Consider the following 17,875-nt stretch of genomic DNA (forward strand, 5'->3'; position numbering starts at 1 on the left):
TTGAATTACACCTGCTTTCTGTTGCTTAATCAAAGGCAACAGGACGCAGGAGTCATAAAAATGAAAACCGCTTACATCGCAAAACAACGCCAGATCAGTTTCGTTAAGTCCCATTTTTCTCGTGAGCTCGAAGACAGACTTGGACTCGTTGAAGTTCAGGCACCGATCTTAAGCCGCGTGGGGGATGGCACCCAGGACAACCTGTCTGGTTGCGAAAAAGCGGTACAGGTAAAAGTGAAAAACTTGCCTGACGCCCAGTTCGAGGTGGTGCATTCCCTCGCGAAGTGGAAACGTCAGACGCTCGGACAACACGACTTCAGCGCGGGCGAAGGGCTGTACACGCACATGAAAGCCCTTCGCCCCGATGAAGACCGACTCTCGGCCATTCACTCCGTTTACGTTGACCAGTGGGACTGGGAACGGGTGATGGGCGACGGCGAACGCCACACCGGGACGCTGAAAGCAACGGTTGAGGCGATTTATGCCGGGATCAAAGCGACCGAGTCAGCCGTCAGCAAAGAGTTTGGTCTGGCACCGTTCCTGCCAGAACAGATCCACTTTGTACATAGCGAAGAATTACTGACCCGTTATCCAGGTCTGGACGCTAAAGGCCGCGAGCGCGCCATTGCTAAAGATCTGGGGGCGGTATTCCTGATGGGTATCGGCGGTAAGCTGTCTGATGGCAAACGCCATGACGTGCGTGCTCCGGATTATGATGACTGGAGCACCCAAGGGGAAAGCGGGCTGTCAGGCCTTAACGGCGACATCCTGGTGTGGAACCCTGTGCTGGAAGACGCATTTGAGCTCTCCTCAATGGGGATTCGCGTGGATGCTGAGGCGCTGAAACGTCAGTTAGCACTCACTGGGGATGAGGATCGTCTGCAACTGGAGTGGCACCAGGCGCTGCTCAGAGGTGAAATGCCGCAGACGGTAGGCGGCGGTATCGGCCAGTCACGTCTGACCATGTTACTGCTACAGCTGCCGCATATCGGTCAGGTTCAGTGCGGCGTATGGCCACAGCAGATCCGCGAAAGTGTCACCTCCCTGCTTTAATTAGCGTTTCCAGCGGCGCAGCAGCCTACTGCGCAGCCCGGTATCAAAGCGCCAGATATGATCGAAGATGCGCATAATGCCGGGTTTTCCGTGCTGGGACATCGCCACCGCATGAAATCGGTGCTGGTGCTTGCGTTGCAGCTCTCCGACTTTGGTCACCACCTCTTCCGGCAACCGCTGGGCGATGAAATCTGAAATCACCACCGCATCGGCGTCGATCCAGTCCGGGCCTTGCATCCGTTCGATAATCGCGCGAAAACAGCTGGCTATATCCGTCCCGCCGCGAAAACGCTGACTTAAAAAGCGAATGGCCTGTTCCAGCCCCTGGGGGCCGGTCAGCTCGTAGCGCACCACTTCGCTGGAAAACAGCATAATGAAGCAGCGGCGGTTGTCGGCCAGCGCGACGCGCATTAGCGCCAGACAGAATGCTTTCGCACACTGTTCGTTAAATCCACCCATCGAGCCTGACGTATCCACACAGACGATAAACGGCCCACGCGGTTGTTCATCCACGTCCTGATGCACCACCGGGCGCTCGCTCAGTTTTTCATGCCATGCGTCACCATGCAGGCGGTAAGTGAGTAATTGCTTCTCCACCAGTCGGCGATAAAACTCATATTCCAGTTCGGTAATACCCAGCGTCGCCAGCTCCGGCGGCAGCAGACGCAGAATATCGTCGCTTTGCTGTAGGCCATCAACCTGCTCTGGCACCGTGGCCGGTTCGCGCACCATCGTGCGGAAGGTTTCCATTGGCGAATCTTTTTTCGGCACCGATTTCGCCTCGCGCGAGCGCCCGAGCTGCTCTGCAAGGCGCATCAGCTCCGGCTGCTCGCTGAGAAAATCGCCGTACCGGACGATAAGCTGCCAGTCGCCGCGCTTGAGTTGGCCTTCGCTCATATCCCACAGTCGTCCGGCTGAGGTGTCGTTTTCCACCAGCACCGGCTCCAGCTGTCCGCTAAGGGTCATGCGCTCCTGCACTTCGCTCAGGAGCTGTTCGCGCTCGTCTTCCAGCAGCTGTTGATTGAGCGTGGTGGCCTGAACCACCAGACTCAGCCGCCAGCGTTGTAAAAACAGGGTATGTAACGCGCCGGTAAAGGTGGCGTTGTTATCCACCAGCTGCTGCGCCTGCGCGGCAAACGGCGAATGCAGTTTCTGTAGCAGGGCCAGGAGTTGCGGAAGCTGGACGATAAATTGCGACGTCGACAGGACCTGACTTTGCTGATAGGCCATCACTTCATCGCTGAGATCCTGCGGTACCGGCGTCTCTTTCAGTCGGCCTTTCAGCGCCTCGCGCCAGCGCGGAATGTCCTCGGCGACAGCGGTTTTGAGGCGAGGAAATTTCTCGAAGAACAATGCCAGCTGCGGCGAGGCCAGCAGGGCGAGGATCATCTCTTCGATCATCCCTTCCTCGCTGACCGCGAGCATCACATTGAGCGTGTCGAGACTGAGCATTATTGCCGCGCCTGTTTGATCTGCGCGCCAACATCTTGCAGGCTGGCCTCAATGCGGCCTAACCAGTCGCCGGGAATGAACAGGCATTTCTGCTGCTCGCTAAAGCGGTTGTGCTGCTGATGCCACTCGTCGTCCAGGGCATCCAGCTGCTGTTTGATTTCGCCCGGCATGTTTTCCGGCGTGGAGCTGCCCGGCAGCGCTAAACGTGAGCCTTGCAGACTCACATCGCGAACCACAAGATGCAGACTGGTGTCGACTTCCATATTCAGCACCTGCGCAAAACCAATGCCGTTGAGTTTGCCGCGGATCTCGCCGCCTTTCTCCAGCCAGTGTGCCAGTGCCGGGCGTTCGAGCGTGACGTGAACCACGCTCATATCATGCAGCTTCAGCGGCTGCTGCAACAGCAGGGTAAGCGTCGGCTCCTGCACATCGTTTGGCAGTTCGTAATGCGGCTTCCGGCTGAACATTCCCCCCAGACGCGTCACTTTCAGCGCCGTTTTGTCACTTTGCTGCTGCTGAAGCTGGAGTCGGCGCTGAATAATCGTCCCGAGCCTGGTGAGCATTGCCTGCTGCTGCCAGGCGTGTCCGGTCATCAAAACGTCCAGCTGTTGCTGCATCAGATTGCGGCTTTCGGCGTCGTGCCACAGACAGTCTTTCAGGAGGATAAGATCGATAGGGGCGATGGTCTCACGACCGCTGAAAAAGGCGCTGGCCTGTAATAACCGGATTGCTTTTTTCCAGCGGCGATCGGATACATACGGCGCGCTGGGTAGCGTATCGAGCTGCTGACGCAGCTGATACACCAGCTCGAAAACGGCATCCGGCAGCTTCACCTTACCGATATCCACCTGCCACTGGGCAAACTCTTCGTCGGAGACCTGTAAATTCTCCGGCACCGGGTTGGTGCTTTCATCCTGCTGATTGATTAGCAAAGAGCGGAAGTTGCTTTTGTCCTGTACTTTGTCGAGCCACAGGCGGATAAGCATTCGGTCGTACAGCGCTTCAAGGCTGCTGTCTGCTTCCGGCAGTTCGTTCGAGGCGGCCACCAGCAGGCGCATCGGGATTTTTTCTTCGTGCGCACCGTTGCGGAAGCTACGTTCGTTGATGGCCGTGAGCAGTGTATTGAGGATAGCCGGGCCCGCTTTCCAGATTTCATCGAGAAACACGATTTCGGCTTCGGGCAGATACCCGCTGGTTAAACGCTCATAGCGGCCTTCATCTTTTAACGCCTGAATCGACAGCGGGCCAAACACCTCTTCCGGGGTGGAGAAACGGGTCATCAGGTATTCAAAGGCGCGGGCGTGCTGGAAGGCGAATTTGAGGCGGCGGGCGATAAGGCTTTTGGCTATCCCCGGTGGCCCGAGCAGAAACACGCTTTCGCCACTCAACGCGGCCAGAAGGCACAGGCGTATGGCATGACTGCGCTCAAAAAGGCCCTTTTCAAGGGCCTGGCTGAGTCGGGAAATTCTTTCTGCTAATAAGTGTGATTGCGCCATAATAGAGTGGTGTCCTTCCGCTATTTATCCAGCTATCAAGCGATTATAGCCGTTTGCTGGGGACGGGTAATAGTGCGAGTAAGCGCCGACAATTTTTGAGCAAGGTTAACGTGACGTCATTTGGGAGTACGATTTTTCGATTAATCGTGCATACTGTGCGCCTTTTGTGAGCCACGGATTCAGGTACACATTTGTCTTATTAAACGAAAGACGAGTCTATGAGCACTGATAATAAGCAATCATTGCCGGCAATCACCCTTGCGGCAATCGGCGTGGTATACGGTGACATTGGTACCAGCCCCCTTTATACATTGAGAGAATGTCTCTCGGGTCAGTTTGGATTTGGCGTGGAACGGGATGCCGTTTTCGGCTTTTTATCCCTGATCTTCTGGCTGCTGATATTTACCGTTTCCCTAAAGTACATCACCTTCGTGATGCGTGCCGATAACGCCGGCGAGGGGGGGATCCTGACGCTGATGTCACTTGCGGGGCGTAACACGTCGGCGAGAATGACCTCGGTACTGGTTATCCTCGGGTTGATAGGCGGCAGCTTCTTCTATGGTGAGGTGGTCATTACCCCCGCCATCTCGGTGATGTCGGCCATTGAAGGGCTTGAAATCATTGCCCCTCAGCTTGATAGCTGGATAGTGCCTATTTCTATCGGGGTGCTGACCCTGCTGTTTATGATTCAGAAACACGGTACCGCGCTGGTGGGGAAGCTGTTCGCCCCAATCATGCTGGTTTGGTTCCTGCTGCTGGCCGTTCTTGGCGCACGCAGCATTATTGATAATCCAGATGTGCTGCATGCGCTGAACCCATACTGGGCGGTGCATTTTTTCCTTGAATACAAAACCGTCTCGTTCGTGGCGCTCGGCGCGGTCGTGCTGTCCATCACCGGGGTGGAAGCGTTGTATGCAGACATGGGGCATTTCGGCAAACTGCCGATTCGTATTGCCTGGTTTACGGTGGTATTGCCTTCGCTGGTTCTGAACTATTTCGGCCAGGGGGCGCTGCTGCTCAAGCATCCTGAAGCCATCAAAAACCCGTTTTTCCTGCTGGCACCTGAATGGGCGCTGATCCCTATGCTGGTTATCGCTACGTTAGCCACCGTTATCGCTTCTCAGGCGGTAATTTCGGGCGTCTTTTCTCTGACGCGTCAGGCGGTACGTTTGGGTTATCTGTCGCCGATGCGCATCATCCACACCTCCGAAATGGAATCTGGCCAGATTTACATTCCGTTCATTAACTGGCTGCTGTATGTGTCTGTGGTATTGGTGATTGTCAGCTTCCAGCACTCGAGCAATCTGGCGGCGGCATACGGTATCGCGGTTACCGGGACCATGGTTCTGACCACCATCCTGGCGACCACCGTGGCGCGCAATAACTGGCACTGGAACAAATACTTTGTGTTCCTGATTCTGGTGGCGTTCCTGTGCATCGACGTGCCGCTATTCTCAGCGAACCTCGATAAGTTGCTTTCCGGCGGTTGGCTGCCGCTGACGCTGGGCCTGGTGATGTTCATGATTATGACCACCTGGAAAAGCGAGCGTTTCCGCCTGCTGCGTCGTATGCACGAGCACGGTAATTCTCTCGAAGCGATGATTGCGTCCCTGGAAAAATCGCCGCCGGTTCGCGTGCCAGGCACTGCGGTGTATATGTCCCGCGCGTTGAACGTTATCCCGTTTGCAATGCTGCACAACCTCAAGCACAACAAAGTGCTGCATGAGCGTGTGATCCTGCTGACGCTGAGAACCGAAGATGCACCTTACGTCCATAACGTGCGCAGGGTGCAGATTGAGCAGCTGTCACCGTCGTTCTGGCGCGTGGTGGCGAGTTACGGCTGGCGTGAAACTCCGAATGTGGAAGAAGTCTTCCACCGTTGCGGCCTTGAAGGCCTGAGCTGTCGGATGATGGAAACCTCGTTCTTTATGTCGCATGAGTCGTTGATTATTGGGAACGACAGACCGTGGTATTTGCGTCTGCGCGGCAAGCTTTACCTGCTGCTGCAACGCAACGCCCTGCGTGCGCCTGACCAGTTTGAGATCCCGCCGAACCGGGTTATCGAACTCGGTACCCAGGTCGAGATTTAAGTTTTTCCTAAAATGCCCGGTCTTCGCTGCCGGGCATTTCTTGATGGTTAGGAGATTGAATCGCATCTTTTGAGATGCGACTGACCATGAATTTAACCACGTCTTATCCCTTTTATGACGGGGTTATTCATCAGTATAGGTATAAAAATGCCGCCTTTGATGTGTTTTTAACCGGAAAGCCACTTTTCAGGCGCACTGATCCAATTCAGGCATTCGCAACCATCGTTTTTTCTCCATTCCACGCAGCGACAGCAATTCCGTTGCATGGGTACTTGCCTGCAGATATCGCCGCCCCTGACGCTCGTCGCGGATGTGACCCGCCGGACATGATCCGCTCGTAGCTGCCGCGTAACAGTCGGATAACCGCGCTCCGCCAGATGATCTCCACGGCCTTCTTTTTAAAGAAGAGACTTCGCCAGACGCCGTGCTTAATGTCGAGACCGCCCCGCGTGACGGAGACGTGGATATGTGGGTGCTGATTGAGCTGGTGGCCATAGGTGTGCAGGGGCCAGTTATTGTTAAAGAACGGCCAGAGCAGGTGTGGCATGGTAAAAGTGATGTGCTGCCATTCGCAGTCGGGCAGAACGTGCTGTTGCTCAGCAACCCACTGCTCAGTGGACTTCATGCCGCAGGCGCTGCAGGCCTTTGACTTGCAGCTCTGGCAGAAGAAGCGGGAGTGGGTACAGCCCGGCGAGGCACAGCAGGTGTTATTGGTGTTATTACGGCTGAAGCCGTAATGCTTTTTTCGTCCACGCTTCGCTGCGAGGCCTCCGGCGCGAAGCGCCTCCATGCCGCTTCGCGGCATAAAAAAAACAGATGCCTGTCACGATTCAATTAACTAATGGCTGAATCAGCGTTAAATGATATCTATATCAAAGAAGGGAACTAAGATATTTCCTTTTCAGGAAAAGGATGTTTGACCATGCCAGCAACACAACACAGAGCTACAATCGGGACTCATCAGATTGAGATAGGCTCTAAGTTAATTACAGCATTGGAAAACGCTAGTACATCTATTAAACAAAGCATTAGCTCAACGCGTGAGAAATGGTAATAACATGATTAAAATGAATCCACCCATAACTTACATTAAAGCTCATCTATTCAAGAGCACGGTGGCCGCAGTTAGTTTGGCTGAAAAGAATAAGACCCCTAACAACATTTGCTTTGCCAAAAGATTACTTGAGGTGAAAAATACCCCTGACAACCCTAAGAAAGATGAACCAGTTATTTTTAATGGTATAAAAATGCTGCGTTCAGAGAAGTATGCGCAGCTTCTTTCCCGTGCGAATGCTTTATTTCCAGCGCTGCCAGCCAAGGATTATACTCAAAATAATAATGTGGAGGCCGAGTATAATAAGCTAAATAAGCTTACTCAGTCTTTTCAGTATATCACCGTTCCGAATCTCCAGCGTTACAAAGATATCGGTACAGCTGTATGTTCACAGATTCGAACATCAAACGGCACGGCTATGCCAGCAAATAAGATTGCGATTAACGGTCAAGAAATTGCAATGCGCTGCCAGTATCCCAAAGCTGAGTATATGGCCGAGCATTGCCGGATGTTGCTGGAGCAAAAGCCAGCAGTGATCGTTGTGTTATCCTCATCAAATGATATCGCCGAAAAAAAACTTCCTATGTATTTTTGCGAAAGTAAAAATTATGATGGCATACAGGTTACCACCGCACCAAAAATTAACAAAAAGACAAGGCTAAAAGTAGATACGCAACTTGGAAGTTTAATTTTAAATCATTATCAAATGAAGATTAATGATGGACGGAAGGAAAGTATGCATTCAGTTATCCATGTTACAAATTGGCCCGACAAAACCTCTATTAACGTGAGAGAATTAAATGAGTTGACTCATTATGTCAAGAATAAAATAATCGATAAATGCGCGGAAAATAATAATCTCAGTGAAAAACCACTGATTCATTGCAATGCCGGGGTTGGTCGCACCGGTACGTTAATCGGGGCAATGGCATTAGCTGATAATGCCAATCAACATAGCGTTGAAAATATTGTTCTGAATATGCGGAAAACTGGCTCTGGAAAGATGGTGCAAACTTTGGGACAATACCAAACGCTATGCGAATTTAATGAGATGTTAAGAGCAGGGCAGCCGTAAGCGCTTCATAGGTGTAGCTGTAGCGACCTGCGTTTATAAAACCTGCATTTATCGCGCATTTTCGGCCCACATTAGCTGAAAATGAAAAAACGGAGCTACAGCCTCTATAACAGGAGGCTCCTGACGCTGAAAATAAAGGATTAAATAGGTAAACCCGCTGCCAGAATACGATCCCGCAGTTCGGCTGTACGCGTCGGGTCTAACTGGTGACTGAACAGCGCCCTGATTTCTGCCGGTTTGGCATCAAACTGCTCGACCATATCTTTCAGACGATAGCCATGACGCGTGAGTGTTGGCTCCAGGTCATCAAGTTATGCTGCCAACAAGCTCGGCAGTGATGGGGCGTTCATGGTCAGGATCTCTTTTGAGCGTCCTGACCATGAATGCTGCCATCGGGAATGCAATGATGGCGGGTGGTCATGACACTTATGGCGATAAAATGCACGCTTCGGTGTGTTTTTAACCTGAAATTCATTATTCAGGCGCACTTATCCCGCAATCTGTACCAGAAGCCATCGCTTTCTGTCGATTCCGTGTAGCCTTTCGTCCACTAATTCGCTGGCGCGCCTGCCGGCCTCTGCGCCGCTGAAGCGCAGCCGGTTTGCGCACAGAATGCATTTGTACGGGTCCGTGCGCAGAAACGCCTTCATCAGCGCGGCGAAGCCCGGCTGCTCCGGTTTTTTCCAGTCTTCCATTTGCAGGGCTTCGTATACCTTCGGCAGCAGTTCGCCCCGTTTCCGGTTCGACAAAAAGCCGTAGTCGCGCACCATTTTAAAATGCTTCGCCGGCACGTGGCTGATATAGCGTCCGATCATCTCTTCCTGCGTCAGCGTCTGCCGCCGGTGCTGCTGCGTATGGTGTCGTATCAGTGATGCACCACGCTGCCGGGTTAATCAGGTCATAACTGTGGCGCAGCAGGCGGGTGACCGAGAGGTGAATGTGCGGATGCTGGCGGTGCCGCAGGCGAGCATGCGCTCAACGCAGAGGCGGGTCCAGGAAGTGACGCTGTCGCCGAATTTTTCGAGAAACTTATTCCAGCCGTCATCGACGCTGAAGAGCAGCTTCGTGGGACGAGGGATCTACATACCGCAGAGTATAAAACCGTGTGACGGTCATGAACACCATCGGAACGGCAGAGCCGTGATGCTCGCCCTGAAAGGGCGCTACTGTTCTTTACCTCCCGCCAAATTTCACTTAGCGAAACGTTTCGATGCCGATCACACTTCTGCAACCTGATGGTGGTTTTCTGTACGCCGTTAAGATTAAACTCATCACCAGCGAAACGTTTCGCTAGTGGAGCAGAACGATGAAGAAAGGTACGGTACTTAACGCTGATATTTCCTCGGTCATTTCCCGTCTTGGGCATACCGATACGCTGGTGGTGTGTGACGCAGGCTTACCTGTCCCCCATAGCACGCAACGCATCGATATGGCTTTAACCCAGGGCGTGCCTTCATTTATGCAGGTACTTGAAGTGGTCACCACGGAAATGCAGGTTGAGACGGCAATTCTCGCCGCGGAAATCAAAACGCATAATCCGCAACTCCACGAAACGTTGCTCCGCCATCTGGAGCAACTGCAGCAGCACCAGGGAAACACCATTGAAATTCGTTACACCACACATGAGCAGTTCAAACAACAAACCGCAGACAGTCAGGCGGTGATTCGCAGCGGGGAGTGTTCCCCGTATGCGAATATCATTCTCTGTGCTGGCGTCACGTTCTGAGGCCGCCATGGACGCATTATTGCAACTCAAAGGGATCGATAAATCGTTCCCGGGCGTGAAAGCCCTTTCTGGCGCATCGCTGAATGTCTATGCCGGGCGCGTGATGGCGCTGGTGGGCGAAAACGGCGCGGGTAAATCGACGATGATGAAAGTGCTGACCGGGATCTACAGTAAAGATGCCGGGTCGCTGCAATGGCTCGGCCAGGAGACAACCTTTACCGGGCCGAAATCGTCACAGGAAGCCGGGATCGGCATCATTCATCAGGAACTGAACCTGATCCCGCAGCTGACCATCGCCGAGAACATCTTTTTAGGCCGCGAGTTCGTTAACCGCTTCGGCAAAATCGACTGGAAAACCATGTACGCCGAGGCAGATAAACTGCTGGCGAAACTCAACCTGCGCTTCAAAAGCGACAAGCTGGTAGGCGAACTGTCGATTGGCGATCAGCAGATGGTGGAAATCGCCAAGGTGCTGAGCTTTGAATCGAAGGTCATCATTATGGATGAACCGACGGACGCGCTGACCGACACCGAAACCGAATCACTCTTCCGCGTGATTCGCGAGCTCAAATCCCAAGGGCGCGGCATCGTCTACATATCCCATCGCATGAAAGAGATCTTCGAGATTTGCGATTACGTGACCGTGTTCCGTGACGGTCAGTTTATTGCTGAACGTGAAGTGGCGACCCTGACCGAAGATACGCTGATTGAAATGATGGTTGGCCGTAAGCTTGAAGATCAGTATCCGCACCTTGATAAAGCCACCGGTGACGTGCGTCTGAAGGTCGATAATCTGTGTGGTCCGGGTGTGGAAAACGTCAGCTTTACCCTGCGCAAAGGGGAAATCCTTGGTGTGGCGGGTCTGATGGGGGCGGGGCGTACCGAACTGATGAAATTGTTGTACGGTGCGCTGCCGAGAACCAGTGGCTACGTTACGCTTGATGGCCATGAAGTGGTGACCAAATCCCCGCAGGACGGCCTGGCGAACGGTATTGTTTATATCTCCGAAGACCGTAAACGTGACGGCCTGGTGCTGGGCATGTCGGTCAAAGAGAATATGTCCCTGACCGCGCTGCGCTATTTCAGCCGCACGGGCGGCGGGCTGAAGCACAAAGATGAGCAGCAGGCGGTAAGCGATTTTATCCGCCTGTTCAACGTCAAAACGCCGTCGATGGAACAGGCGATTGGCCTGCTCTCCGGTGGCAATCAGCAAAAAGTGGCTATCGCCCGCGGGCTGATGACGCGTCCGAAAGTGCTGATCCTCGATGAGCCCACCCGTGGCGTCGACGTTGGGGCGAAAAAAGAGATCTATCAGCTGATTAACCAGTTTAAAGCCGATGGCCTGAGCATCATTCTCGTCTCCTCGGAGATGCCGGAAGTGTTAGGCATGAGCGATCGCATCATGGTGATGCACGAAGGGCATCTCGGCGGTGAATTCACACGCGAGCAGGCCACCCAGGAAGTATTGATGGCTGCCGCTGTGGGCAAGCTTAATCGTGTGATTCAGGAGTAAGAAAGATGACTACCCAGGCTGTTGCTGGTCGCCGCTACTTCACCAAAGCGTGGCTGTTAGAGCAAAAATCGCTGATTGCCCTGCTGGTGCTGATCGCGGTCGTCTCGACCATGAGTCCAAACTTTTTTACCGTTAATAACCTGTTCAACATTCTGCAACAGACCTCGGTCAACGCCATTATGGCTGTGGGGATGACGCTGGTTATTCTCACGTCCGGTATCGACCTGTCGGTCGGTTCTTTGCTGGCGCTGACCGGCGCAGTGGCGGCCTCGATTGTTGGCATTGAAGTGAATGCGCTGGTGGCGGTTGCGGCGGCGCTGGCATTAGGGGCTGCGATTGGCGCGGTCACCGGGGTGATTGTCGCCAAAGGCCGGGTGCAGGCGTTTATCGCCACCCTGGTGATGATGCTGCTGCTGCGCGGGGTAACCATGGTGTATACCAATGGCAGCCCGGTGAATACCGGCTTTACCGATAACGCCGATGTGTTTGGCTGGTTCGGGATTGGCCGTCCGCTGGGCATTCCGACCCCGGTGTGGATCATGGCGATTGTGTTTTTCGCCGCGTGGTACATGCTGCATCACACCCGCCTGGGCCGCTACATCTATGCGCTGGGCGGCAACGAAGCGGCTACCCGTCTGTCCGGGATCAGCGTCAATAAAGTTAAAATTATCGTCTATTCGCTGTGTGGCCTGTTGGCTTCACTGGCGGGGATTATCGAAGTCGCGCGCCTCTCTTCCGCCCAGCCGACGGCCGGGACGGGTTATGAGCTGGACGCGATTGCGGCAGTGGTTCTGGGCGGCACCAGCCTCGCGGGCGGGAAAGGTCGCATTGTTGGGACGCTGATCGGCGCATTGATTCTCGGTTTCCTTAATAATGGTTTGAATTTGTTAGGTGTTTCCTCCTATTACCAGATGATCGTTAAAGCGGTGGTGATTTTGCTGGCGGTGCTGGTAGACAACAAAAAGCAGTAATAACTGACATAACAGGACATCTCAGATATGAACATGAAAAAACTGGCTACCCTGGTTTCTGCTGTGGCACTGAGCGCCACCGTAAGTGCTAACGCGATGGCGAAAGACACCATTGCGCTGGTTATCTCCACCCTGAACAACCCGTTCTTTGTTTCCCTGAAAGACGGTGCGCAGAAAGAGGCGGATAAACTGGGCTATAACCTGGTGGTACTGGATTCTCAGAACAACCCGGCAAAAGAGCTGGCGAACGTTCAGGACCTGACCGTACGTGGCACCAAAATTCTGCTGATCAACCCAACAGATTCCGACGCCGTGGGTAACGCTGTGAAGATGGCAAACCAGGCGAAGATCCCGGTCATTACCCTCGACCGTCAGGCGTCTAAAGGTGAAGTGGTCAGCCATATCGCCTCTGATAACGTGTTGGGCGGTAAAATCGCCGGTGACTACATCGCGAAGAAAGCCGGTGAAGGCGCGAAAGTTATCGAACTGCAGGGCATTGCCGGGACGTCCGCCGCTCGCGAACGTGGTGAAGGCTTCCAGCAGGCTGTTGCGGCACACAAATTTAATGTCCTGGCCAGCCAGCCAGCAGACTTCGACCGTACCAAAGGTCTGAACGTCATGCAGAACCTGCTGACAGCACACCCTGACGTGCAGGCGGTATTCGCGCAGAACGATGAAATGGCGCTGGGTGCATTGCGTGCGCTGCAGACGGCCGGTAAATCCGATGTGATGGTTGTCGGTTTTGATGGCACTCCGGATGGCGAAAAAGCAGTAAATGATGGCAAACTGGCTGCGACGATTGCACAGTTGCCAGAGCAAATCGGTGCCCAGGGCGTTGATGTTGCTGCTAAGGTGCTGAAAGGTGAGAAGGTTCAGGCCAAATATCCTGTTGACCTGAAGCTGGTCATCAAGCAATAAGTCATCACCGATTCAGGCCAACAAGAGCCTGAGGGGACAACGTAAAAAGAAAAGTGTGGCACGCGCCACCGGAAATCCCGGTGGCGCTCTTTATCGGACACTCATGATTATGAAAACCGCAGGTAACCTCGTCGTCCTTGGCAGCATCAATGCCGATCACATTCTCAACCTTGAATCGTTTCCACGCCCGGGCGAAACCGTCACCGGTAACCAGTATCAGGTCGCATTTGGCGGCAAAGGTGCTAACCAGGCGGTCGCCGCCGGACGCAGCGGCGCGAACATTGCGTTTATCGCCTGCACCGGCGATGACGATACCGGGGAACGGGTTCGTAAACAGTTGGCGAGCGATAATATCGACGTCGAACCGGTGACCGTGGTCGCGGGCGAATCCACCGGCGTGGCGCTGATTTTCGTTAACGGCGAAGGGGAGAATGTCATCGGTATTCATGCAGGAGCCAATGCCGCGCTCTCTACCGACCTGGTCGCGGAGCAGCAACAGCGTATCGCTCAGGCCGATGCGCTGCTGATGCAGCTTGAATCACCGCTGGAAAGCGTGCAGGCTGCCGCTGAAATTGCCCATCGCAACAATACCACCGTGGTGCTGAACCCTGCTCCGGCGCGTGCGCTGTCAGACGATTTGCTCGCGCTGGTGGATATCATTACTCCGAACGAAACCGAAGCAGAAAAACTGACCGGGGTGCGCGTCACTAATGATGACGAAGCGGCCAGAGCGGCGCAGGTTCTGCATGACAAAGGTATCGGGACCGTCATTATTACGCTTGGCAGCCGTGGCGTGTGGGCCAGCCAGCAGGGGAACGGGCAACGCGTGCTGGGCTTCAAGGTGCAGGCCATCGACACCATCGCCGCGGGCGATACCTTTAACGGTGCGCTGATGACGGCACTACTCGAAGGCGAAGCTCTGCCTGAAGCATTACGCTTCGCCCATGCGGCGGCGGCTATTGCTGTAACCCGCAAAGGGGCTCAGCCTTCCGTTCCATGGCGCAAAGAGATAGACGACTTCTTACGTCAGCAGGGGTAACGCTTGGCTACCATGAAGGATGTTGCCCGTCAGGCGGGCGTTTCTACCTCGACGGTTTCTCACGTCATTAATAAAGACCGGTTCGTCAGCGACGCGATCACCGAAAAAGTGAACGCTGCAATCAAAAGTCTCAACTATGCGCCGTCCGCTCTGGCGCGTAGTCTCAAACTCAATCAAACCCATACTATTGGCATGCTGATCACCGCCAGTACCAATCCGTTTTACTCGGAGCTGGTGCGTGGCGTAGAGCGAAGCTGCTTTGAGCGTGGTTACAGTTTGGTGCTGTGCAATACCGAAGGGGATGAGCAGCGTATGAACAGTAACCTCGAAACGCTGATGCAAAAGCGTGTCGACGGGTTATTGCTGCTGTGTACCGAAACGCACCAGCCGTCGCAGGAGATCATGCAGCGCTACCCGTCTATCCCGACGGTGATGATGGACTGGGCACCGTTCGACGGTGACAGCGATCTGATACAGGATAATTCATTGCTCGGCGGAGACATGGCCACGCAGTATCTGATTGATAAGGGATACACGCGTATTGCCTGTATTGCTGGGCCACTGGATAAAACCCCCGCCCGGCTGCGACTGGAAGGTTATCAGTCTGCCATGCAGCGCAGTGGCTTACCGCTTCACGACGCGTACGTCATCACCAGCGACTTTGAGTTTGGCGGTGGTCTGACGGCGATGCGGGCGCTGCTGGCTTTAGCAGAACCGCCGCAGGCGGTGTTTGTTGGCAATGATGCAATGGCGGTGGGGGTTTACCAGGCTCTGTATCAGGCGGGGTTAAGCGTGCCACGGGATATGGCGGTGGTGGGCTACGATGATATCGAACTGGCGGCATTCATGACGCCACCGTTGACCACAATCCATCAGCCAAAAGATGAACTGGGCGAGCTGGCTATTGATGTGTTAATCCATCGCATGGCGCAGCCCGGGCAGAAACAGCAGCGTGTGCAGCTCACGCCCGAACTGGTGGTGCGGGGATCGGCTTAAGCCTTCTTGTGTCGCTCCTTAATCAGGTTGCGGCCATCCTTCGGTTTTAACAGCATAAACGTTAGCGCCGACACCACGGTGATGGCCCCCATCGTAATAAAGGTATAGTGGAACTGTTCCACGGTATTGGTCCCGCTGAACCCTTCATAGAAACGCAGTACCGCCGCGCTGATGGCAACCCCGAGACTAATAGAGAGCTGCTGCGTCACGGCCAGCACGCTATTGCCGCTGCTGGCATTCTCGTCAGTCAGGTCTGCGAGGGTGATCGTATTCATGGAGGTAAATTGCGTCGACATCGCCATCCCCAACACGAATAAAGGCAGGACCAGCATCCAGACCGGCATCGAAGGCGACTGTACGGAAAACTGGGCGATCATCAGACCGATAAACACCGTTATTCCAACCAGCGTTTTCCGGTATCCCAGCCAGCGCAGTACCTGCGTGACGGTAGATTTCGCCAGAATCGAGCCTAACGCGGTCGGTGCCATCATGCAGCCCGCAATTAGCGCCGGATAGCCAAAGCCCACCTGCAACATCAGCGGCATCAGGAACGGCACGCAGCCTGTGCCCAAGCGTGTCGCCAGGTTGCCTACAATTCCGACCGAGAACGTCCGGGTTTTAAACATTGGTAGCGCAATAAGCGGGGTTGGATGACGGCGGGCGTGGCGAATGTATGACAGTAATAGAAGGACACTCAACGCAATAATCGCCAACGCTATCCACGTCGAGACGATCTTCTCACCGAACAACTCCATACCGCTGGAAAACAGCACCAGGCTCAGACCAAACAACAGAAATCCGGTCATATCGAACCTGCGTCGCGGCGTGGTGAAGTTCGGCATATACTTGCGGGCATACAGTAACCCCGCCACGCCGATGGGAATATTGATCAGGAAAATCCAGTGCCAGGTCGCCCAGGTGACCAGCACACCGCCCAGTACCGGGCCCAGAATCGGGCCTACCAGCCCGGGCATGGTTACGAAGTTCAGCACTGGCAGGAGTTCACTGCGCGGGTAAGCTCTTAATAATGCAAGACGCGCTACCGGCATCATCATCGCCCCGCCAATCCCTTGAATCACGCGGAAGATGACCAACTCTAATAAAGAACTGGAGAGCGCACAGGCCAGTGAGCCCAGCGTAAAAAGGCTCACGGCAATCATGAAGATGCGTCGGGTGCCGAAGCGGTCCGCCAGCCAGCCGCTGACCGGGATAAGCATCGCGACCGTCAGGGTGTAACTGATAATGGCGGACTGCATCGCCAGCGGGGAGCGGTTCAGACTGTGGGCAATGGCCGGTAGGGCAGTGTTCAGAATGGTGGCATCCAGCGCCTGCATAAAGAAGGCCATGGCCGCAATCCACGGCAGGCCAGCCATACTGCGAGCTTTCTTTTCTGTCATCTATTTATGTGCCTGGGCATGAGGGGCGGTTAATAGCGCCTGGCAGGCCTGCCAGGCTCGCGGGCCGTCGCTGTCCTGAATAGCATCGACAATGGCCTGATGGAGACTGAGTTTGACCACTTCATTTTGCGTGATGGCGTTGAAGTAGGTTTGATAGACCGAGTGGAACAGGGAGGCAAAGGAGGTCAGGAACGGATTAGTGCTCATGGCGTAGATCTGTTCGTGCCAGGCCATATCCACTTCTATCCAGCGCTCGCGGTTAAAATGGCGCTTCAGCTGTACCATCTCTTCCATCAATGTATTCAGCCGGGTTTTTTGCTCTGCACTGCCTAACGTGGCAGCCAGCATGCAGGCCTGAGGTTCAAGACTGCTGCGCATCACTAGGAAGTGTTCCACCACTTCTTCGAAGTTGTTTTCGGTAAGCCACCATGAAAGCAGCTCTTTATCGAGAAAGTTCCAGTCGCTGCGCGGCATGACCCGAGTACCGATACGTGGACGCGGAAGTACCATGCCTTTTGCGGTAAGCGTCTTTACGGCCTCGCGAACGGCAGTCCGGCTTACGCCAAACTGTTCTCCGAGTTCCATTTCGCCGGGGAGGATGCATTCCGGTGGATACTCGCCAGTTAAAATCTTCTGCGCTAGTTTCTCTGCAAGAACCCATGAGATGTTCTTTTGTGCTGCCAGCTGCTGCGCGCTTAAGGACATTGATGTCATTCCTTTCTGTCTAGTTACCTTTCTAGTATGCCATTCAGGGACAAAATCCGGCGTTAAAAACAGCAGATAGCGCGATTAATGGTGCTTTTATGGCTCTTTTGGTGAAAAAAAGTGCGAACGATAAAATTATTTAAATTTCCTCTTGTCACCTCAGAATAACTCCCTATAATGCGCCTCCACTGACACGGAACAACGGCAAGCAAGCCGCCGGGGCAGTAGGGGTTCAGCGATGAACGCCGACAGAGAAAAGTGAAATTAAACGCTTGACTCTGAATGAGGAAAACGTATTATACGGGACCTCGCAACGGTGAGCGAAAGCCGCGTTGCACTGCTCTTTAACAATTTATCAGACAATCTGTGTGGGCACTCAAAGTGACATGG

Annotated in this window: 13 protein-coding genes and 3 pseudogenes; 9 read left to right on the top strand and 7 right to left on the bottom strand. The window is 54.1% G+C overall.

Features of this window, described 5'->3' with window-relative positions; translation table 11 throughout:
- Window positions 1-60: 60 nt before the first annotated feature.
- Window positions 61-1,053: an aspartate--ammonia ligase gene (gene asnA, locus SIK69_RS10410; protein ID WP_319627317.1), complete on the top strand. Its 993-nt coding sequence runs from the start codon at window positions 61-63 to the stop codon at window positions 1,051-1,053.
- Here the strand turns inward: asnA and viaA are convergent, their stop codons facing one another.
- Window positions 1,054-2,505, bottom strand: coding sequence for an ATPase RavA stimulator ViaA (gene viaA / locus SIK69_RS10415; protein ID WP_319627318.1), 1,452 nt, complete (start codon window positions 2,503-2,505; stop codon window positions 1,054-1,056).
- Entirely contained in the window at window positions 2,505-4,001 is a 1,497-nt protein-coding gene (gene ravA, locus SIK69_RS10420; RefSeq protein ID WP_319627319.1) for an ATPase RavA, read from the bottom strand. The genes viaA and ravA overlap by 1 nt, the downstream gene beginning before the upstream one ends.
- A 218-nt stretch (window positions 4,002-4,219) precedes the next feature.
- Between ravA and kup the strand changes: the two genes are divergently transcribed.
- Window positions 4,220-6,091, top strand: a complete 1,872-nt coding sequence (kup, locus tag SIK69_RS10425) for a low affinity potassium transporter Kup (protein WP_319627320.1) — start codon at window positions 4,220-4,222, stop codon at window positions 6,089-6,091.
- Between the two features lie 334 nt (window positions 6,092-6,425).
- Here kup and SIK69_RS10430 read toward each other — a convergent pair.
- A pseudogene (locus SIK69_RS10430) lies at window positions 6,426-6,791 on the bottom strand (transposase); the annotation flags it as partial.
- 358 nt (window positions 6,792-7,149) lie between these two features.
- On the opposite strand from SIK69_RS10430, the gene SIK69_RS10435 reads away from it, so the two are divergent.
- Window positions 7,150-8,220 (top strand): protein-tyrosine phosphatase family protein, encoded by a 1,071-nt coding sequence (locus tag SIK69_RS10435; protein WP_319786048.1) that lies wholly within the window; start codon window positions 7,150-7,152, stop codon window positions 8,218-8,220.
- A 140-nt stretch (window positions 8,221-8,360) separates the two neighbouring features.
- Here the strand turns inward: SIK69_RS10435 and SIK69_RS10440 are convergent.
- Window positions 8,361-8,568, bottom strand: a pseudogene (locus SIK69_RS10440) (ExeA family protein); the annotation flags it as partial.
- Between the two features lie 140 nt (window positions 8,569-8,708).
- Window positions 8,709-9,106, bottom strand: a pseudogene (locus SIK69_RS10445) (transposase); the annotation flags it as partial.
- Between the two features lie 420 nt (window positions 9,107-9,526).
- Between SIK69_RS10445 and rbsD the strand changes: the two are divergent.
- The 6 genes from rbsD (at window position 9,527) to rbsR (ending at window position 15,383) form a co-directional block, all read left to right on the top strand.
- Window positions 9,527-9,946, top strand: a complete 420-nt coding sequence (gene rbsD, locus SIK69_RS10450; protein ID WP_319786049.1) for a D-ribose pyranase — start codon at window positions 9,527-9,529, stop codon at window positions 9,944-9,946.
- Between the two features lie 7 nt (window positions 9,947-9,953).
- Window positions 9,954-11,459, top strand: a complete 1,506-nt coding sequence (gene rbsA / locus SIK69_RS10455) for a ribose ABC transporter ATP-binding protein RbsA (protein WP_319786050.1) — start codon at window positions 9,954-9,956, stop codon at window positions 11,457-11,459.
- 5 nt (window positions 11,460-11,464) lie between these two features.
- Window positions 11,465-12,430 (top strand): ribose ABC transporter permease, encoded by a 966-nt coding sequence (rbsC, locus tag SIK69_RS10460; protein ID WP_319786051.1) that lies wholly within the window; start codon window positions 11,465-11,467, stop codon window positions 12,428-12,430.
- Between the two features lie 27 nt (window positions 12,431-12,457).
- Window positions 12,458-13,348, top strand: coding sequence for a ribose ABC transporter substrate-binding protein RbsB (gene rbsB, locus SIK69_RS10465; protein ID WP_319627326.1), 891 nt, complete (start codon window positions 12,458-12,460; stop codon window positions 13,346-13,348).
- Window positions 13,349-13,457: 109 nt separating this feature from the next.
- Window positions 13,458-14,387 (top strand): ribokinase, encoded by a 930-nt coding sequence (gene rbsK / locus SIK69_RS10470; protein WP_319786057.1) that lies wholly within the window; start codon window positions 13,458-13,460, stop codon window positions 14,385-14,387.
- A 3-nt stretch (window positions 14,388-14,390) separates the two neighbouring features.
- Window positions 14,391-15,383 (top strand): ribose operon transcriptional repressor RbsR, encoded by a 993-nt coding sequence (gene rbsR, locus SIK69_RS10475; RefSeq protein ID WP_374941346.1) that lies wholly within the window; start codon window positions 14,391-14,393, stop codon window positions 15,381-15,383.
- On the opposite strand, the gene mdtD is transcribed toward rbsR, so the two are convergent.
- Window positions 15,380-16,780, bottom strand: a complete 1,401-nt coding sequence (gene mdtD / locus SIK69_RS10480) for a multidrug transporter subunit MdtD (protein WP_319786052.1) — start codon at window positions 16,778-16,780, stop codon at window positions 15,380-15,382. The two genes, rbsR and mdtD, sit on opposite strands and share 4 nt — an antisense overlap.
- A complete protein-coding gene (locus SIK69_RS10485) occupies window positions 16,781-17,485 on the bottom strand; it encodes a FadR/GntR family transcriptional regulator (RefSeq protein WP_319627329.1) in 705 nt (234 codons plus the stop codon). It abuts the gene before it with no gap.
- Between the last annotated feature and the right edge of the window lie 390 nt (window positions 17,486-17,875).

The sequence above is a fragment of the Scandinavium lactucae genome (assembly GCF_033843265.1).
In the GTDB taxonomy this organism is placed as follows: Bacteria; Pseudomonadota; Gammaproteobacteria; order Enterobacterales; family Enterobacteriaceae; genus Scandinavium; species Scandinavium lactucae.